Source organism: Paraburkholderia unamae, from assembly GCF_003096875.1.
Taxonomy (GTDB): Bacteria; Pseudomonadota; Gammaproteobacteria; order Burkholderiales; family Burkholderiaceae; genus Paraburkholderia; species Paraburkholderia unamae.
The window spans coordinates 142,530-164,152 of record NZ_QEOB01000012.1 but is presented as its reverse complement, the minus strand read 5'-3'; the positions used below and the strand labels follow the sequence as shown (position 1 = coordinate 164,152).

The 21,623-nt window shown below is 65.4% G+C and carries 17 protein-coding genes; 5 read left to right on the top strand and 12 right to left on the bottom strand.

From position 1 onward, the window contains the following. Positions 1-79: 79 nt before the first annotated feature. The 9 genes from C7402_RS24710 to C7402_RS47450 form a co-directional block, all read right to left on the bottom strand. Entirely contained in the window at positions 80-382 is a 303-nt protein-coding gene (locus C7402_RS24710; protein WP_116612506.1) for a 4Fe-4S dicluster domain-containing protein, read from the bottom strand. Between the two features lie 2 nt (positions 383-384). Continuing rightward, positions 385-696, bottom strand: a complete 312-nt coding sequence (locus tag C7402_RS24705; RefSeq protein ID WP_116612505.1) for a hypothetical protein — start codon at positions 694-696, stop codon at positions 385-387. Positions 697-708: 12 nt separating this feature from the next. Beyond that, positions 709-1,263: an RNA polymerase sigma factor gene (locus tag C7402_RS24700; protein WP_116612504.1), complete on the bottom strand. Its 555-nt coding sequence runs from the start codon at positions 1,261-1,263 to the stop codon at positions 709-711. 136 nt (positions 1,264-1,399) lie between these two features. Beyond that, entirely contained in the window at positions 1,400-2,938 is a 1,539-nt protein-coding gene (locus tag C7402_RS24695) for an MltF family protein (protein ID WP_116612503.1), read from the bottom strand. 246 nt (positions 2,939-3,184) lie between these two features. Next, positions 3,185-3,991 (bottom strand): ATP-binding cassette domain-containing protein, encoded by an 807-nt coding sequence (locus tag C7402_RS24690; RefSeq protein ID WP_244314931.1) that lies wholly within the window; start codon positions 3,989-3,991, stop codon positions 3,185-3,187. 83 nt (positions 3,992-4,074) lie between these two features. Beyond that, complete coding sequence (locus C7402_RS24685) at positions 4,075-5,721, bottom strand: cyclic peptide export ABC transporter (protein WP_116612501.1); 1,647 nt, start codon at positions 5,719-5,721, stop codon at positions 4,075-4,077. 21 nt (positions 5,722-5,742) lie between these two features. Beyond that, positions 5,743-7,761, bottom strand: coding sequence for a Fe(3+)-hydroxamate ABC transporter permease FhuB (fhuB, locus tag C7402_RS24680; protein WP_116612500.1), 2,019 nt, complete (start codon positions 7,759-7,761; stop codon positions 5,743-5,745). An 8-nt stretch (positions 7,762-7,769) separates the two neighbouring features. Further along, positions 7,770-8,696: an ABC transporter substrate-binding protein gene (locus tag C7402_RS24675; protein WP_116612499.1), complete on the bottom strand. Its 927-nt coding sequence runs from the start codon at positions 8,694-8,696 to the stop codon at positions 7,770-7,772. Between the two features lie 30 nt (positions 8,697-8,726). Further along, entirely contained in the window at positions 8,727-10,955 is a 2,229-nt protein-coding gene (locus C7402_RS47450; protein WP_133254543.1) for a TonB-dependent siderophore receptor, read from the bottom strand. 184 nt (positions 10,956-11,139) lie between these two features. On the opposite strand from C7402_RS47450, the gene C7402_RS24665 reads away from it, so the two are divergent. Further along, positions 11,140-11,961, top strand: a complete 822-nt coding sequence (locus tag C7402_RS24665) for an AraC family transcriptional regulator (RefSeq protein ID WP_116612497.1) — start codon at positions 11,140-11,142, stop codon at positions 11,959-11,961. 76 nt (positions 11,962-12,037) lie between these two features. Here the strand turns inward: C7402_RS24665 and C7402_RS24660 are convergent, their stop codons facing one another. The 3 genes from C7402_RS24660 to C7402_RS24650 form a co-directional block, all read right to left on the bottom strand. Beyond that, positions 12,038-12,466: a YciI family protein gene (locus C7402_RS24660; protein WP_116612496.1), complete on the bottom strand. Its 429-nt coding sequence runs from the start codon at positions 12,464-12,466 to the stop codon at positions 12,038-12,040. 213 nt (positions 12,467-12,679) lie between these two features. Further along, positions 12,680-13,837 (bottom strand): L-dopachrome tautomerase-related protein, encoded by a 1,158-nt coding sequence (locus C7402_RS24655; protein WP_116612495.1) that lies wholly within the window; start codon positions 13,835-13,837, stop codon positions 12,680-12,682. Next, positions 13,834-14,364 carry a GlcG/HbpS family heme-binding protein gene (locus C7402_RS24650; RefSeq protein ID WP_116612494.1) on the bottom strand — a complete coding sequence of 177 codons (531 nt, stop codon included), beginning with the start codon at positions 14,362-14,364 and terminating at the stop codon, positions 13,834-13,836. The genes C7402_RS24655 and C7402_RS24650 overlap by 4 nt, the downstream gene beginning before the upstream one ends. 120 nt (positions 14,365-14,484) lie before the next feature. Between C7402_RS24650 and C7402_RS24645 the strand changes: the two genes are divergently transcribed. The 4 genes from C7402_RS24645 to C7402_RS24630 all read left to right on the top strand — a co-directional run bounded on the left by C7402_RS24645 (position 14,485) and on the right by C7402_RS24630 (position 21,562). Further along, a complete protein-coding gene (locus C7402_RS24645; protein WP_116612493.1) occupies positions 14,485-15,387 on the top strand; it encodes a LysR family transcriptional regulator in 903 nt (300 codons plus the stop codon). 309 nt (positions 15,388-15,696) lie between these two features. Next, positions 15,697-17,088, top strand: a complete 1,392-nt coding sequence (locus tag C7402_RS24640; protein WP_116612492.1) for an NAD-dependent succinate-semialdehyde dehydrogenase — start codon at positions 15,697-15,699, stop codon at positions 17,086-17,088. A 358-nt stretch (positions 17,089-17,446) separates the two neighbouring features. Then, the gene (locus C7402_RS24635; RefSeq protein WP_116612491.1) at positions 17,447-20,095 is read left to right on the top strand and encodes an alkaline phosphatase family protein; all 2,649 of its coding nucleotides are present in this window, start codon (positions 17,447-17,449) and stop codon (positions 20,093-20,095) included. Positions 20,096-20,311: 216 nt separating this feature from the next. Continuing rightward, positions 20,312-21,562 carry a cytochrome-c peroxidase gene (locus C7402_RS24630; RefSeq protein WP_425273801.1) on the top strand — a complete coding sequence of 417 codons (1,251 nt, stop codon included), beginning with the start codon at positions 20,312-20,314 and terminating at the stop codon, positions 21,560-21,562. Positions 21,563-21,623 lie beyond the last annotated feature (61 nt).

Sequence of the window (21,623 nt, the reverse complement as noted above, 5' to 3'; positions counted from 1 at the left end):
CGGACAATATCGTTAGTTATGCTGACATATATAGCCGATTGTCACTCCGTCAATCGGCCCCACCCACAGCGAAACCGGGCTAACGCGATGCCATTCTGGCGAGCTTGATCGCGCGCTCGGGGCACGCCGTCACGCAAAGCCCGCAAGACCGGCAGGCGTCCGCGTTCGGCGTGTAGGCGACTTTCATGCCATGCACGCGCAGCTTGAGGCGGTTCATCCAGCCGAGGCCGAGATAATCGGCCTCATCGATCCGCCGGATCTCGAACACGTTCTCAGGGCAGACTGCCAGGCAATCGCCCTTGCCTTCACAACGTTTCAGATCGACGACCGGCGCAATCACGCCCGGCTGCTGTTTGCAGTCGCCCGTTGATTTCTCGCGCATGGTCAGTCTCCCGCGCGCGGACCGCGCCCCGTTCGCCATGCCGTCTTGAAGTGCTCGCGTTCTTCGGGCGTCATCGCCTCCCATTTGCGCCAGTGACGCCGTTCGCGCCAGCCGCCGCCGTGCCCGCGGAATCCGCCAAACAGAATGCGGCTCAACACGAGCAGGCCCAGCGCATGCGCGAAGTCGATCGCGCGCGCCCCCACGAATAGCGCTGGAATCACCCAGTTCCACAACGTCATGACCACCCACCCGAGCACGCCGATGGCGACCACCACAAGCAGCGCTTTACCTGCGCATCTGATTCGAAATTTCATCCATCGACTCCTCTAAATATCCAGTTCGTCATAAACGGTTTGCAGCCGGGCGCGCAGATGCAAGACCGCATAGCGCTTGCGCGCGAGCAGCGTATTGAGCGTGACGCCGCTTTGCGCGGCCATGTCCTTGAAGGCGCGCCCCTCCAGCTCGTGCGCGATAAACACCTCGCGTTGATTCGGCGGCAACTCGTCGAGCGCATTCTGCAACGCCTCGAGCAGCACCGCGCGCGCGTACAGGGCGTCGGGGCCCGCATCGTGCGCGGGCAGGGCCAGGTCGAGGCGGTACTCGCTGCCGGCTTCCTCCTCGTCCCCGTCGAGGTCCACCAGCGGCAGCTCTTTTTTCTTGCGAAAGCGGTCGATGATGCGGTTGCGCGCGGCACGAAACAGCCACGCGCTCGCCTGCTCGATCGGAGCGGGCAGCCGGTACGCCTGCACAAATTCGGAGAACACGTCCTGAAGGATGTCCTCGGCATCGTCCGGGTCGCCGATTCGGCGCCGGATAAAATTGACGAGCCTCGTGCGCTCACGCACCACGGTCGCCGTAATGTCGCTGTCTCGGTCGGTCATCGGGTGCGGGTTGGGTCGTGCCATGCCCCTGAAGACGTTTCAGGCGCGCGAATATTGTAGCGAGCACGAAAAATCCTTCCGCGAGCCGTTGCCGGTTCGCTCAGGGCAGGACCAACCGGGGTTTCGCGAAGCGCGTTCAGCCACTCAGTTGTTGAACGGCACGGGCGCGCTGCGCCTGCGCTTGCTGGAGAAGGCGATACGAAGCGTAATACTTGAAGATGTTCCGGACATACGTGGTCGTCTCCATGCCGACCTTCTCGGCTACCACGATTTCAACATTGTTGAACCAGACGTCAGGATTCAGGCCGCGCTCCGCAGCCAGTTTGCGCATCTTTGCGATGGTGCCGGGTCCGGCGTTATAGCTGGCGAAGGCAAACAGCGGCCGGTTCACTTCCGAGAAATGGGCATCCTGGAAGTAACGTGTCATCAACTGGTCCAGATACTTCGCCCCCGCGTGAATATTCGACTGCGCGACCTTGATGTCCCCGACCTTGAGCTCCTTCCCAGTGGCCGGCATCAGTTGCATGATGCCGACCGCGCCCACGCGACTCTTCGCATCCTGATTGAGCTGAGACTCCTGAAACCCTTGCGCCGCGAGCATTAACGGGTCGAAGCCATATTGGTGACCATACTTATCGAAGAAGGCCACGGTTGCCTTGAAGCGCGCCAGCTCGGCACTTTCCGTATTGTTGTGGATCTGCTTGATGCCCTGCATGTACTGCTTCAGGCGGACCTCCGCCACGCTTTGCTTCCGGATGAAATTGTCGTAGAAGTTGCTGACCACGGCCTGCAACTGCGGACTCTGCTTGCGGATGGCCCAGCCGACTCGACCGCCCTCGCGTACGGCGATGTCCTCGTGCACCTTGATCTGCGGCAGGATCTGCGCCCACATGCGCGCCTTCCAGTCGTCGACCACGAGGATCTGAAGCAGGCCGACGTTGAGCATTTCCATCGCATCTTCGTCTTCGAGCGCATCCGGCAGCAGCACGAGCCGCATCGGCGGCTTGCCGGCTTTCTGGAAGCGGGCATTCAGCGCGCTCAGGCTCTCGTAATAGCTGCTGGAGCGGCGCACATGCACGGTCTTGCCGCTCAGGTCGTCGAGCGTCGACAATGCGGGCGACCTGGGCCCGGTCAGCACCAGTTCACGGGTTGGCTTGAGCGCATGGGCGCTGACGAAGTCCACCACCTTCTGGCGGTCCGGCGTGATCGTCAGGTTGCCGGCGGCGATATCGCCGGCGCCTGCCACGAGGCCGGGCAGCAGCCGGTCACGCGTCGTGGGAATCATGACGACCGTGATCGGGCGTTTGCCGAGCCGATCGGCATAGGTCTTGTTGATGAACCGTTCGAAGTCGCGCACGAAGTCCGCGGTCAACCCGCGCTCGTGCCCGCGATCATTGAAATACAGCGTGCGACTGTAGGGAACCAGCACGCGAATCACCCGGCGATCGAGCATCGCGTCGAAGTCGCCACGCCATGGCTTGTTGGTCAGATCCATGCGGCGCGGCGCACTCGCGGGGACGGGCGCGGAAGCCGCCAATGGCGACGACGCCGGAGCCGACGCCGCGGGAGCCGACGCCGCCGGCCGTGCCGGCGCAGCGGCGGCGCACGTTGCACTGCACGCGCACAGCGCCACACCCAGGAGCCCCGTTACCAGCCACGCACGAACGAAATGCATGATTCACACCATTGCCGTTGGTCGTTTTTGGCCTGGCGCCCCGATCGGGTCAGTGGTTCACCCGGGCCTATTAGTCTGATCTTTGCGTCTGAGCGTTCGACGCGTTTCGCGTGCCCGCTTCGACTCTTACAGCATAGTTGCGCGTGAAAGCGGTTCAAGGCCTTTCATGCTGTCAGGTGGCTTGCCGCGCCCACGGGTCGAGTCTCGCGCCGCGCCGGTCGCAACCGTGACACACAGGGCTTTCCATCAATGCGCGAAGCTGATCGGCATGCCGCCGTCCGGATGCGCAACGATGCCCATTGGAATGCCGTAGATCGCGCTGAGCGTATCGGCGCGCATCAACTCGGCGGACGGGCCGTGCGCGAGCAGGCTGCCGCCCTTGAGCGCGATGAGTTCGTCGCAGAAGCGGCCCGCCATGTTGATGTCGTGCAGCACCACCACCACGCCGATGCCGCGCTCCTCGCTCAGCCGCCGAACGAGCGCGAGCACGTCGATCTGGTGCGCGATGTCGAGCGCGGAGATCGGTTCGTCGAGCAGCAGGCAATCGCTGTCCTGCGCGACCAGCATCGCGAGCCACGCGCGCTGGCGCTCGCCGCCCGACAGGCTGTCCACGGCGCGATCGGCGAAACGCACCACGTCGGTCTGCTCCATCGCCGCGAGCACTTTCTGCGCGTCGGTGCGCGAAAAGCGGCCGAGCGCGCCGTGCCACGGATAGCGGCCGAGCGCAACCAGTTCGCGCACGGTCATGCCGTCGGCGGCGGGCAGTTGCTGCGGCAGATAAGCGACCTTGCGCGCGAACGCACGGCTTTCCCACTGCGCCAGCGGCCGGCCCGCGAACGCGAGCATGCCTGCGGCGGGCTGCTGCTGGCGCGCGAGCAGCTTCACGAGCGTCGATTTGCCCGAGCCGTTGTGGCCGATCAGACCGTACATCCGGTGCTTCGCGAGCGTCAGCGACAGGGGCTTGAGCAGCGTGCGGCCACCCGCCTCGAACGCAACGCCCTCCAGGGTGAAAAGCGCCTGCGCGTCGCCATCGTGCGAAAGCGTCGTGGGCACATTCGTTGGCAAATTCGTTGACAAACTCGTCGGCAAATTCATTGGCAAAATTCTCGGCGTCGATTATTTATTTGCATAGCGAATCAATGTGCGGCGGGCCTCGCTTGCGTCACTTCGCCGGCACCCGCGCCGGTTTGCACAAGCTGACCGTATTCGAGCTTGATATAGCGATCGGCAAGATGGAAATAGCGGTCGTCGTGCGTAATGACCACTACGGTTTTTCCCTTCGCCTTCAACCCCGGCAACAGCTTGCGATAGAACACCTCCTTGAAGAGCGGGTCCTGATCGGCGGCCCATTCGTCGAACAGATAGAACGGCCGGTCTTCCAGGTACGCCACCAGCAGCGCGAGGCGCTTGCGCTGCCCCTGCGACAGTTCGAGCGTGGAGAACACACCGTCCTTGATGCTGACCTTGTGATCGAGTTGCAGATGCACGAGCAGGTCTTGCGCCGTCTGGTCCAGCCCGTCGAAACGCATGCCAAGCAGGTTGTCGAACAGGAAGAAGTCGCTGAACACCACCGAAAAAAGCTGTCGATAACTATCACGATCGGCCTCGCCCAACGGCACGCCGTCGAGCACGATGCGTCCGCTTTCGGGCGCATAGAGGCCCACGATCAGCTTCGCGAGCGTGGTCTTGCCGCTGCCGTTGCCGCCGATCAGATAGACCAGTTCGCCCGGCTCGAACGTGAGACTGACCGGCCCGAGCGTGAACACGTCGTTCTCTTTCTCGCGAAAGTAGCGATGCGTGACGCCGTCGAGCACGATGCTCCCGAATGCGCGCTTCTCCGGCGCGTCGAGGCCGTTTTCGAGCGGCAGTTCGGCGTTCACCGCCTCGATGCGCTCCAGCGCTACGCGCGCGGTGCCGATGTTCGGAATCGCCGACAGCAGCGACTCGATCGGCATGATCATGTAGAGAAACACCATCGCGTAACCCGACATCACGTGCGAACTCATGGGAAGCACGCGCGCGACCACGAACAGCGTGATGCCGATGAAGGCGAACAGGATGAAGCTGCCCCAGCTCGCCGCCGCCGCGTAGAGCACGTAGCCGCGCGTACGCTGCACGCGCACCGCTTCCACGTTGGTGGAAAGCGTGCTGTCGATGAATGCGGCGCGGCGCAGGCGATGCAGCTTGAGTTCCTTGGCGCCGTCGAACAGCGCGCGGAAGTGGCGCACCAGATCGTCCTCGCGCTGGCGCGACGCGCGCAGGTGAAAGAGCGCTCGGCCGTTGGCGACGCGAAAGCCCGCCGCGCCGATCCCGATCGTCACGATCGCCACCAGCAGAATCTGCCACGACAGCACGCTCAGATAAGCGAGACAGCCGACGATGACCGCGCTTTGCATGGCGAGCGCGGGCATGCGCACGAACAGCATCACGATGGCGTCGAGATCCTGCGTGAGCACGGCGAGCGAGCGCGCCGCGCCCTGCTGCTCCAGGTGACGAAACGAGGCGTCGCCCAGACGCCGGATCGTCTGCATGCGCAGGCTCGCCTTGGCGCGCTGGCCGAGCCCCATGAAGAGCGTCTGCGACACCGTGCGCGTGGCGAGCACGACCACGCCGAGCGCGAAGAACTGCCAGCCGAGCTGCGCGAGTTGCGCCGCCGAAGCCGACAGCGCCTGATTGATGAGCGCGACCAGGCCGGCATTGCCGAAGCCGCTGATGAGACTGGTGACGAGTGCCACGCACAAGGTCCAGCGTGAATGGCGTGCGAGCTTCAGGAGCAAAGACATGAGGTTCCTTGAGACGGTGCGTCAGGAACCGGGCCGGTCTGGCGCCGGTCTCCGGAACATTGTGAGGATCAGATAGAGTCCGCCGAGCAGCGTGGCCATCACGCCGGCCGGCATTTCCTGCGGGAACAGCACCCAGCGCCCGAGCCAGTCCGAGCCGATCATGAGCGTCGCGCCGAACGCGGCGGCGACGAACAGCATGGGCATGGCGCGACGGATGCCGAGCATGCGCGCCATATGCGGCGCCATCAGGCCGATGAACGAAAGCGGCCCGATCACGAGCGTCGCCACGGCGCTCAACAACGCGCTCAGCATCAGCAGACCCAGGCGCGCGCCGGCAATACGCACGCCGAGCCCGGCCGAGACCGCGTCGCCGAGCGGCAGGATTTCGAGCCAGCGGCGGCACAGCGGCACGGCCGCGAGCGCAAGCAGCGCGCAGGCGGCCACCAGCGCGGCCATCCACGGCCCGACGTTGTAGGTCGAGCCCGCCAGCAGGTTGTAGAGAATGATCACGCGCGGATCGCCGCTCGAAACGGCGATCACGGAGACGGCCTGGAACGCCGCGCTCAGCGTCATGCCCGCGAGGATCAGCGTGGCGGGCGAAAACGACGAGGCACGCGCGATCAGCACGAGCGCGCAGAGCGTGAGCATCGAGCCGGCCGCGCACCACGCGAGGAAGGTCGGCAGGCCCGGATGCGCGGTGAGAAAGAGCGCGCCCGTCAACCCGAGCGCACCGCCCGCCGAGATGCCGAGCAGATCGGGACTCGCCATCGGATTGCCGGTCATGCGCTGCACGATGCCGCCCGAGAGCGCGAGCAGCACGCCCACGCCGGCCGCCGCCACGACATGCGGCAGGCGCAGGAACAGCAGCGCGGCGGCTTCGTGTGCATCGCTCAGATGCCAGCCATCGAGGCCGCGCCCGAGCGTGAGCGAAAACAGCACGACTGCGGCCAGCGCCGCCGCACTCGCGAGCGCCGCGATGCGCAGGCCGCGCGGCGAAAGCGGCGCGCCGGGCTGTGTGGGCGTTTGCGCGAGATCGGGACGGCCGCGCAGGCGGCGCAGCATCGCGAGCAAAAGCGGCGCGCCGATCAGCGTCGTGATCGCGCCGGTGGGGATCGCCATGCCGAAGCGCGCCGCGCCGTGTTGCGCGAGCTGATCGGCAAGCCATAGCAGCGCCGCGCCGATCAGCGGCGACCAGATCACGCGCTCGCGCAGGCGGCGCGCGCCCGCGAGCCGCGCAACGGCGGGCGCCGCCAGGCCGACGAAGCCGATCACGCCCACGGCGCTCACCACGAAGGCCGCGATCAGCAGCGTGAGCCCGAGCGTGATGCCGCGTGTGGCGCGCAGCGAGACGCCCAGGCTCGACGCCACCGTCTCGCCGAGATCGAACACGGCCAACGGCCGCAGCAACAGCAGCAGCAACAGCGCACACGGCGCGAAGCGCAAGGCGAGCGAGACCGCCACGCGCCAGTCGTGCTGTGCGAACGAGCCGCCGCCCCAGACCAGCAGGCCGCTCAACAGGTCGTAGTGCGAGATCGCGAGCGCGAGACAGAACGCGCCGCCGCAGAGGTTCACGATCATGCCCGCGAGGATCAGCGCGAGCGGCGACATGCCGCGCCGCGCCGCCAGCGCGAACACGGCGGCCAGCGCCGCCGCGCCGCCCGCGAGCGCGACCGCGTCGCGGCCGCCGGCGAGCAGGAACGGCGCGTAGACGGTGGCGAGCGCGAGCGCCAGCCACGCGCCCGAGAAGATGCCGAGCGTCATCGGTTCGGCGAGCGGATTGCGCAGCACCTGCTGCGTCGCGACGCCCGCGAGACCGAGCGCGGCGCCGCACAGCAGCGTGACGGCGACGCGCGGAAAATCGCTGTAGTGCACCAGCAGTTGCGTCACGTCGCCGGGCGCTGGCGCAACGAGCGATTGCCACCACAGCGCGGGCGGGAGCCGTGCGTCCAGGTGCTGCGCGAACAACAGCGCCGCGATGGCGAACAGCGCGCACACAGGCACGAGCGGCGTGCGGCGCATCGCCACGAACGGCCGGGTCATGGCATCCCTCATGCGGCCTCCGAAGCTTGTGCGGCAGGCAGCGTGGCAGGCAACGCAGCCAGGGCATCGACGAGCGCGTGCGCGAAATACGCCGCGCTCAGGATGCCGCCCTCGGGCGGCACCTCGGCCATGCCGGTCATGCGGCCCGCGCGCGCGAACGGCATGGCCTGCCAGACGCGGCTCGTGCGCATCATCATCGCGGTCATGGCGGGCAGCGGCTTCACGTACACGAGCGTTGCGCGCGGATCGGCGTCGAGCGCGTCGAAGCCGATCATCGCCGCGGCCGCCGCGCCGTCCCACGCATTGCGCAGGCCCAGTTGCGCGAGCAACTCGCCAAAGAGGCTATGCGTGCCGAACACGCGCAAACGCGATTCGTCGATGAAGCGCGCCACGTACAGGGGCGCGTCGCCGCGTGCGTTCGCATATGCGGGCAGCGCATCGAGCCGCGCGCGCGCCTGGGCGATCGCGCGCCGCGATTGCGCCACGGCGGCTTCGCCTTGCGCCTCGCGGCCGAACAGTTGCGCGAGCCGCATCGTCTCCTCGCAGGCCCCCGTATACGGCGCCGGGCTTGCGCGAAACTGGCCGAGCGTGACGGTCGGCGCGAGACGCTCAAGCGCGCCGCGCAGCGACGCATGCGCGGGCGTGATGACAATGAGGTCGGGCTTGAGCGCCAGCATCAACTCCATGTTGGGCTGGAACATCAGGCCCAGATCGACCACGGAATCCGGCACCGGACAGGCCGTGAAATATCGCCGGAAGCCCGGCGTGTTCGCCATCCCCACCGGCACCACACCGAGCGCGAGCGTCAGCTCGGCCAGGCACCAGTCGAGCACGATCACGCGGCGCGGCACGGCGGGCCGCGCGCGCGCGCCGGGGCTCACGAGGTTCAGACAAGCGCCGCCCAACAGCGCGGCGAGCAAGGTCCTGCGTTTCATTGCATCAAACCGGAAAGAAGGATTGCGGAATTACCACTGATACTTCGCTCCCGCCGTGAGCAGGCGGCCCTGCCCCCAGTAGCAGTAGTTCGTGCCCGTGCACGAGGCGAAATACTTGCGGTCGAGCAGGTTCGAGACATTCAGCCACGTGGTCCAGCCTTGCAGGCCGGAGAAGCGGCGGCCAAGGTCATAGCGCAGCGAGAGATCGACGAGCGTCGCTGACGAGGTCATGAACGAGTTCGCCGTATCGCCATACGAGCCGCCGATATAGCGCACGCCGCCGCCGAACAGCAGCCCCGCGAGCGGACCGGCGGAGACCGAGTAATCGGCCCACAGCGAAGCGGTATTGCGCGGAATGCCCACCGGCACCTTGTCGAGAGACGCCGAATTGCTCTTGGTGTTGAGCAGGTTCGTGTAGGTATAGCTCGCGATCAGTTGCAGGTTGTTGGTGAGGCTCGCGTGACCTTCCACTTCGAAGCCCTGCGAGCGCACCTGGCCCGTGAGCACGCTGAAGCCGCTATGCAGCGGGTCGGTGGTCTGGACGTTGTTCTCGGTGAGATGGAACGCCGACACCGTGACGAAGCTGTTGAAGCCCTTCGGCTGGAACTTCACGCCCACTTCGTACTGCTCGGCCGTGAGCGGCGAGAACGCTTCGCCGCCATACGAGGTGCCGAACTGCGGCTGGAACGAGCGCGAATAGCTGAAGTACGGCGCCACGCCGCTGTCGAACTGGTACACGCCGCCCGCACGCCACGTGAATGCGCGGTTGAACTGCGTCGTGGTCGCGCCGGTCTTGTACGAGGTTTGATCTTCGTTGGCCCAGTCCTCGCGCACGCCGAACAGGAACGACCACTTGCCGATGTCGAGCTGATCCTGCGCGTACACGCCGAGCTGCTTGATCGAGGTGGCGTTCGACGTCGCGAACATGAAGTTCGGGTAAGGGATCGTCTGGCCGTAGATCGGGTTGCTTTCCGTGAGACCCGGCGTGGAAGTCAGATTGCCATAGAAGTAATGGTCGAACTGCATGTTCTGGTAATCGAGGCCGACCGTGACGTTGTGCTTCACCGGCCCCGTATCGAACTTCGCGTTCAACTGGTTATCCACGGTGTGCGCATTCAGGCTTCCGTAGTTCAGATACGCGGTGCGCGCGAGCGTGTCGGTCCCCGCCTTGAAGCCGTCGTTGCCCACGTACTGGATCGTCTGCGTGTTGCGCAGGAAGCGATAGCTCTGCTTGAACGACCACACGTCGTTGAAGCGGTGCTCCAGCTGATAGCCGATCGACGCCTGGGTTTTGCGGAAGCTGTCCCACGTCGGCTCGCCCGGATTGAGGCTGCGGCTCTGCCACGTGTACGGCACCGAGTTGTAGATGCCCGCTTCCGGGTCCGACTGATAGTTCGCGAAGATCGTAAACGTCGTGTCTTTCGTCGGGCGGAACTGGATCGTCGGCGCAATCGAGAAACGCTGCTGGTTCACGTAGTCGGTCTGGGTGCCGGTGTTGAAGCCGTCGGCGGTGACGCGGTAGAGCACCTTGCCGTCCTGGTCGACGGGGCCGCTCATGTCGAAGAAGCCCTGCACGCGGCCATAGCTGCCCGTTTGCAGACCGATTTCATGGTACGGCGTGGCGGTGGGCATCTTGCTCACGAGATTGACCGTGCCGCCGGGCGAGCCCTGGCCGTACAGCACCGAAGCCGGGCCGTGCAGCAGTTCGATGCGCTCGAACAGGTACGGATCGAAGCTCGTGACGTTGAAGCCGAAGCCGCCGTTCGGGCCGGGCGTGCGCAGCCCGTTCCAGAATTCGTCCACGAGGAAGCCACGCGCGTAGAGGTATTCGAGCGAATCGGTATTGGTGCCGCGCTGCTCGGGGTTGATGCCCGAGGTGTAGCGCAACGCCTGCGCCACGCTTTGCGCGCCCTGCACGTCCATCTGGTCGCGCGTAACGACCGAGATCGACTGCGGCACCTTGATGATCGGCGTGTCGGTCTTGGTGCCCGCCGTGCTGCGCCTCGCGACATAGCCCACCACCGGGCCCGTGCCCGTTTCGGCGTCGCGCGCGCCCTGCACGACCACGGCCGGCAGTTGCCCGCCCGGCTGTGCGGCGGCGTCCGACGCCGCCACGGGCGCCGCCGCCGTTTGCGCGCTGGCCATCTTCGCGATCGCGAGCGCCACGACGGCGGTGATCGTGCGCACCTTGATCCGCCGCGTCTTGCCCGCCGCGTCACCGACGTTGTTCGACGACTTTATGATCCTTCCCCGATTCATCCCACGCACCCCGTTCAAGATTTAATCTTCGCCACATTAAGAATGCGAATCATTTCGATTGTTATTCATAACTTGGCGGACGGACGATAGAATACGGGCGAAGCTTTGCCGACGTCCTGTCAATTCGCTACGCAAAGCCCGCGAAATTTGACGGTTTTGCCGCACTTCCTCTCAAGATTCACAAATGACCGATATCTGGCAGCGCATGACCGGCACGCAGCGGCGGCAACTCAAACGTCCTGTCATCGCCAAACGGTACGATTTCGAGTCCGGCGACAGCGAAAGCTGGCACTCGCACACGCAACCGCAGTTCGTCTACACGACGCGCGGCGTGCTGCGCGTCATCACGCCCGACGGCGCCTGGACGCTCGGCCCGTACCGCGGCCTGTGGATCGCGCCGCTCGTCGCGCACGAATTGCAGGCGGTCAGCCCGGTGGAGATGTACACGGTCTATTTCGAAGTCGACGTCGCGCCGCGCGACGAGCCGAGTTGCCACGTGCTGATGATTTCGACGCTGCTGCACGCGCTGGTGGGCGCGCTCGTGCTCGATCAGCACAACGGCCATCCCGAGCGCCGCTCCGCATTGATCGATCCGCTGCTGCTCCAGGAGATGCACGAGGCGCAACTGGCAACCGAAGGGCTGCTGCCGCTACCGAAGGACCGCCGCCTGCAACAGATCTGCGGCCAGTTGATGGACGCGCCCGCCGACAACACGCCGCTCAACGACTGGGGCATGCGCGTGGGGGCGAGCGAAAGCACGCTGGAGCGCGCCTTCAAGGACGAGACCGGCCTCACCTTCGGCCAGTGGCGCCAGCGCTTGCGGCTGGTGGAATCGATCTCCCGGCTCGCCAGGGGCATGGCGGTTTCGACCATCGCCACCGAACTCGGCTACCGCAACTCCAGCGCCTTCATCACGATGTTCCGGCGCGCGATGGGGGAAACGCCGCAACGCTTCCTGCGCAACCGCAGCGGGCTGGAGCAGGCTACGGCGCAGCAAACGCAATAAGCGGCGCTCGCCCTGCTTCGGTTTTTCTATCGCAGGGCGCAAAAAGAATCGGCCCCGCGCGGGGCCGAACGAACGCCTAGCGTTTTTGTTCCTCGATCTGTTGCCGCAGGCGTTTTTCTTCATCCTGAAGCTCCGGCGTGAAAGCCTCGCCGAAGTCGGCCGGGTCAAAGAAAGGCCGGATCTCGATCTCCGAATCGCTAACCATGGGATTCGGACAACGCTTGACCCATTCGATCGCCTCGTCCATCGATTGAACCTGCCACAGCCAGTAACCGGCAATCAGTTCCTTGGTCTCGGCAAACGGGCCATCGGTAACGGTCCGGTCCTTGCCGGAGAATCTCACGCGGGCACCGGCCGAACTCGGCTTCAGGCCGTCGCCGCCTTGCATGATTCCGGCCTTCACCAGTTCCTCGTTGTACTTGCCCATCGCCGTGATGAGTTCCATGCTGGGCATCTGCCCCGCCTCCGACTCATCGGTTGCCTTGATAAGGACCATCACACGCATTGCGCTTCTCCTGTCAATAATGGGGGGTGTCCCGGTTGGGTGCCCGGTGGCTGACGCAGCCTCCACGACTACGACGCGCGAGGTGGCAAGAAATCGACAGGCCATCGATAAATAATCGACAAACAATCGACAAACAATCGATGTCACCGTTTGCCCGACACCGCCATCGTACAGGTCTCCTCGATGCGTTACGTGTGCCGGACACCGCCTGAATCACGACAACGCGGGCGGCTCGCCGATCGGCGCGCGAATCAGCAGATACGGCGGCTCGCGCAAGTCGTGTCCGTCATTGAAGCCGGGCAGCCGGTTCCATTGCCCCAGGGTGCAATAGACATGATGGTCGGTTGCGAAAATGCCATCGGGCCACACGATGCGCGGATCGCGCACGACCACTTCCATACGCCCATCTGGCAGCCGGCGCATGATCGCGTCGTGCTCGCCCGCTGTCATGTAGATGCGATCGGCGGCGTCCGTCGCGAGGCCGTCGGTCATCACCTTTTCGCCGTGATCCACCACGCTCGCCGCGAGTTGCGCATCGTTCGCCCCGAAGTCCGCCAGCACATCGGTCGCGATGCTGTAGAGCCGGCGGCTCGTCAGCGGCGAATAGTAAAGCCGCGTGCTGTCCGCGCCAAGCGTGATGCTGTCCGCCCCGCCCACGGGAAAGGTCGGGTGACTCGCGTCATAACTGAGCGGCCGACCTTCCAGCACCACGCGAAAACCCGCCTCGGGCTGCGTCGAAGGATGCCCGGCGAGCACGCGGCGCTGCCTGCCGCTCGCGATGTCCACCACGACCAGCGCGCCCGTGTGGCCGAACGACGAATCGGCGACATAGGCCGTGCCTTGCGCACCGTGCGTCAGATCCACGCGCAGGTCGTTCATATGGCTGTCCGGGCGCATCGCGGGCGGCGTGAGCACGATGCTCGCGATCACGCGGTCGGACGCCGGATCGATGCCGACGACTTTCGCGGCGCCCGGCGCGATCGGCTGCCCCGCAAGCTTGCCGTCGTCGATCGCCCAGAGTCGGCCGCGCCGGTCGGTGGTCATGCCGTGTATGGAGATGAGCCGCTGGGCGGGCGGCAGATCCGACGGCAGGCTGAGCGCGGCGCTCGGATAGGCAATGAGCGCGCCGCCGCGCAATTCGGCGAGCGTCGCCTCGCGATGATTGTCGGCGTGGCGCGGAAAGCCCACGAAGATGCGCCCCGACGGCGTCACGGCAATGCCCGAGGGGCCCGGCCCCGAGAACGCGGCGACGACCTCGAACGCTCCCGTGGGCGCCGAATCGCCCGACACCGTCCCGGCAAGCGCCTCGTTCGGCAGCGTGGCGACGAGCGCCGCGCCGGCCGTTGCGGCAAAGAAGTCGCGGCGCTTCAATGGAAGTCCCCTTGGTACTTGTCGACGGCCGCCTGCGCGCAGGCTTCATCCTTATCGCCGCCGGGCGCGCCCGACACGCCGAGTCCGCCGATGGCCGTGCGGTCGGCCTTGCGCAACGCGACGCCGCCCGCAATGAACAGCACCTGCGGCTCGGTCGCGAGCACGGCGCCGTCGAGCGGGCCGGTCACTTTCGCGGCGATCAGCGCACTCGTGGAATCCTTGTCGAACGCCAGCCCATAGGCATAGGCCGTGTAGGCCTTGCGGTACGAGACGGACAGCGACTGCAACGGCACCGTATCGCCCTTGACGACCGCCTGCTGGTGCCCCGAAGGATCGACCACCGTGGCCGTGACCGAGTAGCCCCGGGCCGCGCACACGCGCACGGCTTCGGCGGCCAGTGCCTCGGCGGTTTGCCAGCGGAGCTTTTGCGTGGTCACGAGATTCGAGTCCGCGGCGTGCGCGGCGGGCATCAGCAGCGCGGTCGCCGTCCCCGCCATCAGCGCGGTCAGTCGTTTCCGGTAGTCCATCACGGTTCTTGCCTCCTTCATCGAGCGGAAAAATGCTGCGGTGCATTAATTTTCCGATGCGCTCTTGCCCTGATAAATGGTTAAATTCCGGAAACAGTCCACGGTTTTTCCGTGCAATCCATGCATGCCATCACTGAACTGGAAGTGTTTGTCGAGGTCGTGCAGCAAGGCAGTTTCTCGGCGGCCGCGCGGCGTCTGGGACTCGCCTCCTCGGTCGTCGCCGACCGTGTGAGCGGGCTGGAGAAGCGCCTTGGCGTGCCGCTCCTGCTGCGCACGACCCGGCGCCAGTCGCTCACCGAAGCGGGCGAAGCCTATTTCGACGAAGCGCGGCGCATTCTGGCGGACCTCTCGGCGCTGGAGCAGCGCGTTACCGAAAGCGCGCGCGAGGTGCGTGGCACGCTGCGCGTGACGGCGCCGAATCCGCTCGGCCATGCGTGGATCGCGCCGTTCATCGAACGATTCGCCGTACGCTATCCCGAGATCGCGATCCATCTGACGCTCGATGACCGCTACGCCGATATCGTCGCGGAAGGCTTCGATATCGCCATTCGCGGCGGTCCGAGCGTCGATGCGAACCTGATCGGCCGTCATCTGTTCGACACGCGCCGTGTCGTCGTCGCGAGTCCCGCGTATCTCGAACGCCACGGCGCGCCCGCCTGTCCCGAGGATCTCGCCGCGCATCGCTGCCTCGTTTTCAACACGCAGCCGCATATGTTCGCGCAGTGGCGCTTCGGGCGCGCCGCGCACGAGCGCAAGCTGCGCATTGCCGGTGCGCTCGCGAGCACCAGTTCGACCTTGCCCGTCACCTGGGCGCTCGCGGGTCTCGGCCTCACGCAAAAGTCGTGGTGGGAAGTCGCGGAGCACGTCGCGGCCGGAAATCTCGTCACCGTGCTCGACGCCTTCGAGCCCGAGCCTGCCCATTTCTACGCGATCCATCCGGTGAATCGCTCGCGGTCCAAGAAAATTGCGCTATTCGTCGATCAACTGGCGGAAAGCCTGGCGCCATTGAATGACGCTGGGTAGCGCATAACGCAACGGCTTTCAATCGCCGGCATGGCGTCAGCGCCTTTCCTTCCGTTATTAATACATCGTCATCCTTAATAAATGGCGAATTGAACGGATTCAATCGCGATGCAGCCATAAGCGACTGCGGCCAATTGACTCAAACCCCTTGTTTGCCATTTCCAAAAGAGAGCATTGTCTGAAATGAACTAGATCGGTCGCGCTCCGGGAGCGCATGATGGCAATCCACGCGCTACCGCCTCGTAGTCGACAGGGACTCACCATCCACACGGCTATTGACAAGCACCTCACATCGAAAGGAGTCGTTTCATGGCCTACGCAACCACGAACCCCTACACTGGGGAAACACTGAAAACGTTCCCGAACTCTACCGACGCCGAAGTCGCCGATGCGCTTGACCAGGGACATGGCGCCTTCCAGGCCTGGAAGGCCCTGCCGGTTTCGCAGCGTGTGAAGGTTCTACAGAATGCGGCCGACCTGCTGCGCCTTCGGCACGCCGAATATGCGAGGCTGCTGACGCTGGAAATGGGAAAGTTGTTGAGTGAAGCGCAGGCGGAAGTCGAGTTGTCCGCCTCGATCTTCGAGTACTACGTCAAGCATGCCGAGAAGCAACTGGCGCCCGAAGCACTCAAGTCCGAGGACAGCGCGGTGACCTCTGCATGGCTGGTACACGAGCCGCTCGGAATCATCCTTGCGATCGAACCGTGGAACTTCCCCTACTACCAGATTGCGCGCATCATCGCGCCGCAATTGGCGGCCGGCAATGTCGTCGTACTCAAGCACGCCTCCAACGTGCCGCAGTGCGCTGACGCATTCGAAAAGCTGATGCTCGAAGCCGGCCTGCCCGCAGGCGGGTTCAAGAACCTCTATGCGTCTCGCGACCAGATCAAAAAAATCATCAACGATCCACGTGTGCACGGCGTGGCACTGACCGGCTCCGAAGCCGCCGGTGCGGTGGTGGCCTCGCAGGCCGGCAAGGCCTTGAAGAAAAGCACCATGGAACTGGGCGGCGCCGATGCGTTCATCGTGCTCGCCGACGCGGACCTCGACAAAACGGCGAAATGGGCCGTCATGGGCCGCCACTGGAATGCCGGTCAGGTGTGCTGCTCGTCCAAGCGGATCATCGTCGTCGAAGCCGTCTACGACGAGTTCATCGAGCGATATACCGCCGGGGTGCTGGCACTGAAGGCGGGGGACCCGCTCGATCCGGCCACCACGCTCGCGCCGCTCTCTTCGAAAAGCGCGGCCGACGAAGTGCGCAGGCAGATCGGAGAAGCCGTCGCTCATGGCGCCACGGCCACCGTGATCGGAGCCGAGGTGCCGGCACAGGGGGCATTCGTACGCCCCGTAATGTTGAGCGATCTCGAGCCGGACAACCCGGCCTACTACCAGGAGTTCTTTGGTCCGGTCTCGTTGATCTTCAAGGCCAAAGACGAAGCCGAAGCGATCGCCATCGCCAATGACTCGCCGTTCGGCCTCGGCGGCTCCGTGTTCACGCGGAACATCGACCACGGAATCAAGGTAGCCGGACAGATTTCAACGGGTATGGTCTATATCAACCACCCGACCTCGGTGAAGGCCGATTTGCCATTCGGCGGCATCCGCCGCTCGGGCTACGGCCGCGAACTGATTGCGCTGGGGCTAAAGGAATTCGTCAATCACAAGCTGATCGGCGTGACCGACATCGACGGCGCGTTCTGATTCCCCGGCCTCGCGCGCTGTGTGGCGGTTCATGGCCACACGGCGCGCCGAATCCGCGCGGCGGCATCGACCTGACCTATAACAATTAAATCGGCATCCTTATCAAATTCCCGTCCTTCGATCACAGCCGAAACCCCCAAAACACGGCCTCCTCATTCCATGCCGCAGCCACACCTGTAAGCTTTGAAAGGCTGTAACGATCCACGCCCCCGTAGAAGCATTGCTCTGTTTTTTCTCGTAGCGCCCCGCATAAACGTGTCACATCGATCCGACATCATGGCGGCGCGACCGTTTGCGCACGCAACCACAAGCATCGGCGCACCACACCTACATTCAACGAGAAATACAGGGACCTGACATGAACAAGCGCGCCTTGACGCTCGCGAGCAGGTTGGCTTTTACGGGCCTCGCGGCAAGTCTCGCCGCATGCGGCAGCAGCAACGACGACACTTCGCATCTGCAAATATCGGGCGTGGCGGGACAGGGCGCGCCGGTGGTCGGCGTGCCGGTGACGGTGACCGACCGCAGCGGCGCCGTCACGCAGTCCGCCGTCACCGATTCGAGCGGCCAGTTCTCCGTCGCGGTCTCGGGCCGTGCGCCGTTCGTGCTGACCGTGCCGGTCACCGACACCGACGGCACGCCCACGGTGCTCTCCTCCGTCATCGATCCGGCGGCGCAAGGCGGCACGCAAGCGCTGAACGTCAACCTCAATCCGCTCACCTCGCTCATCACGCAGCGCGCGCTCGGCGCGGCGCTCACGAGCGCGCCGAGCGGTTCGCAGATCGCCTCGGCCAACGTGAGCGCGACGGGCATCGCGCAGGCGGTCAGCGCCGTCGACACCGTGTTGCAGCCGCTTTTCACGGCGATGCAGGTGCCCGCCGCGCTGGTCGCGGACCCGATCGGCTCGGCCACCTATCAGGCGAATTCGTCGAATGCGCTCGACAGCCTGTTCGACGTCACGCGCTTCACCGTGCACAGCGCCACCGTCGGCGTGGGCAATAACAACGGCGCGCCCGCGCAGAATTCGGCCACCTACCAGTCGCTGCAACTGCCGCTCACGGGCGCCATGCCGGCGCCGCTGTCGAGCGGCCCGGTGGCGGCCGCGCTGGCGCTGAGCCAGGGCCCGACAACCACGCCGATCCAGCATCTGATCGTGATCGTCGGCGAGAACCAGACCTTCGACGGTCTGTTCGGCGCCTATGCGCCGCCCTCGGGGCAGACGGTGAAGAACCTGCTCTCCGAAGGCATCATCAACGCGGACGGCTCGCCCGGTCCCAACTTCGCGCTCGCCGCGCAGAACCAGGCCACGGCGCCGAGCGCCTATACGCTGAACCCGGCCCGCAGCAGCGCCTACAAATCGCTGCCCTCGCCGGAAAACACCGGCATGCTCACGCTGAACAATCTGCCGGCTTATATCGGCACGGTCGCGCAAGGCAAGACGCCCACCGTGGCGCCCAGTTCGTACCTGTACGGCGCCGCCGACCAGGACTTCCCGGTCACGCTGCCCAACGGCCCGTTCCAGATCACGAAGTCGACGGCAAGCGCCTCGCTCGTGAACTATAGCCAGCCGAGCACGACGCTCGTCGGCACCTCGGCGACCAACGCGAACTACACGATGCTGAGCACGCTTTACTCGTCGCTCGGCCTCGTCGCGACGACGGGCGACCCCGTGCACCGCTTCTTCCAGATGTGGCAGCAAACGGGCGGCGACAACTCGAAGCTCGACCTCTACACATGGGTGGCCTCCACAGCGGGCCAGGGCGGCGACACGGTCGAGAATGTGCCGGGCGGCCCGCAGGTCAGCCCGACGAACCCGGGCCAGGGCGGCGAGCTGATGGGCTTCATGAACATGTCGGCGGGCGACGCGCCTTACCTCAAGTCGCTCGCGCAGCAATATGCGCTGAGCGACAACTATCACCAGGCGGTGATGGGCGGCACGGGCATGAACTTCTTCTCGATCGCGACGGGCGACCTGCCGTGGTTCAACAGCAGCGGCGCGATCGCCACGCCGCCCGCCAACCAGATCGAAAACCCGGAGCCGCTCTCGGGCACGACGAACTTCTACACGCAGGACGGCTATCAGGGCGGCTCCTGGGTGAACTGTTCGGACAGCACGCAGCCGGGCGTGGGCGCGATTCTCGGCTTCCTCTCGTCGAAGCACGTGGCGAGCAACTGCGACGCAGGCAAGTACTACCTCGTCAACAACTACAACCCCGGCTACGACCTGAGCGGCAACACGCAGCCTATCGGCGCGAACAACTACAACTATCCGCCGCAAACGGTGCCGACCATCGCCGAAGCGCTCTCGGCGAAGGGCCTGGCGTGGGGCTGGTTCACGACCGCGCGCGACACGGCCGACGTGCAGTCGCAGGCCAGCTCGCTTTCGAGCAGCCTCACGGGCAGCACGGCGCTCGCGTCGAGCCTTGCGGGCCTGCTTCAGCAAGCCGAGTACAACAACATCGGCGACCCGCTGGTGGGCTCGCAGAAGGTGATGACCTCGTCGCTCAAGAACAATCTCCAGGACCTCACGGCCTTCATGACCGCGGTGCAGTCGGGCAACCTGCCGGCCGTCTCGTTCGTCGTGCCGCCCAACACGTTCAGCGGCCACCCGGGCTTTTCGTCGCCGGCGGCTTATGAGCAGTGGCTAAGCCAGGTGATTACGGCCGTGAGCGCCTCGAAGCAATGGTCGAACACCGCGATTCTCGTGACGACCGACGAGGGCGGTGGCCACTTCGATACCGGCCCGATCCAGCCGCTCGACTTCTTCGGCGACGGCCCGCGCATTCCGATGCTGGTGATCTCGCCGTATGCGCGCAAGGGCGCGGTCGATCACACGTACAGCGATCACGCGTCGATCCTGAAGTTCATCGAGCGCAACTGGCGTCTCACGTCGTTGTCGTCGCGCAGCCGCGACCGGCTGCCGAACCCGTCGATGCAGTCCGCCTCCTACGTGCCCGTGAACGGCACGCCGGCCATCGGCGACCTCATGTCGATGTTCGCGTTCTGATCGCGTGCGCCGCGCCGCCGTGCGGCTTCGCGCATTGCCAACCGTGATGCGCGTAGCCGCGTGGCGTTCGCCCGCCGCCGTCAACCGGGCGAAGCCTTGCGCTTCGCCGTTTTTCTTTCCGCCGCAAGCCGCCCCTTCCCGATGATTCGAAACGGTTTTCCACCCCGCGCCTGGATCGCGGCGCTGCTCGTTGCCGGTCTCGCCGCCGGCGCCGGCATGGCCGCGCCCAGCCTCGCCGACGCGCCGCACGCCGCCGCGCCCGCATCGTTGAGCATGCAACTACCCACGCGACGCTGGGTCCGCTATCCGGCCGTGCCCGCGCAACTGAGCCCCCAGGCCGCGCTCGGCAAGCAGATTTTCTTCGACGCCTCGCTCTCCGCCTCGGGCAAGATGGCCTGCGCGTCGTGCCATAGTCCCGAGCACGCGTATGGCCCGCCCAACGGACTCGCGGTGCAGCTCGGCGGCCCGGACCTGAAGCGCCCCGGCACGCGCGCCGTGCCCTCGCTGCGCTATCTGACCTACACACCGGCGTTCACGCGCCACTACTACTTCCCCGGCTCAGAAGACACCGAGGACGAAGGTCCGGCGGGCGGCTTCATGCGCGACGGCTCGATCGCCTCGCTGCACGAGCAGGCGGGCCACCCGATGCTCGACCCGAACGAGATGGCCAACACGAGCCGCGCCGTCGTGATCGAGAAACTGGCGCACAGCGGCTACGCGGACACGTTCCGGCAGGTGTACGGCGCGCAGGTCTTCGCGGACGTGAACAAGGCGTTCGACAGCGTCGGCATGGCGCTGCAAGCCTTCGAAACCGAGGACGCCAGCTTCCACCCGTACACGAGCAAGTTCGACTCCGTGATGTCGGGCAACGCGACGTTTACGGCGCAGGAACTGCGCGGCTACCAGCTCTTCAATAATCCGCTCAAGGGGAACTGCGCGAAGTGCCACTTCGACCAGCCGGGGCCGGGCGGGCGGCCGGCACAGTTTTCGGACTTCCAGTACGCGGCGCTAGGCGTGCCGCGCAACCCGGAGATTCCGGCGAATCGCAACCCGAGGTATTACGACATGGGATTGTGCGGTCCCTACCGGCGAGACCTCGCGGACGAGACCGACTTTTGCGGCCTGTTCAAGGACGCGACGCTGCGTAACGTCGCCACGCGCTCCGTGTTCTTCCACAACGGGCGCTTCCATACGCTCGACGACGCGCTGCGCTTCTACGCCGAGCGCGACACCGATCCGCGCAAGTGGTACCCGACGAAAAACGGCAAGCTCGTGCAATACGACGATCTGCCGCCGAAGTATCGCGACAACGTCGACCGGCTCGATCCGCCCTTCCTCAATCACAAGGCCGGTGAGAAACCGCCTTTGAACGAAGCCGATATCCAGGATCTGGTGGCGTTCCTGAAGACGCTGAACGACGGCTACGCGGCCGCATCGGGCGGGCCCGCGATTCACGAGGCGCATTGAGGCACATTGTTGCGCATTGCAGCGCATGGGCGGTGGCGCGAAACGCGGCCTGGGCACTCGG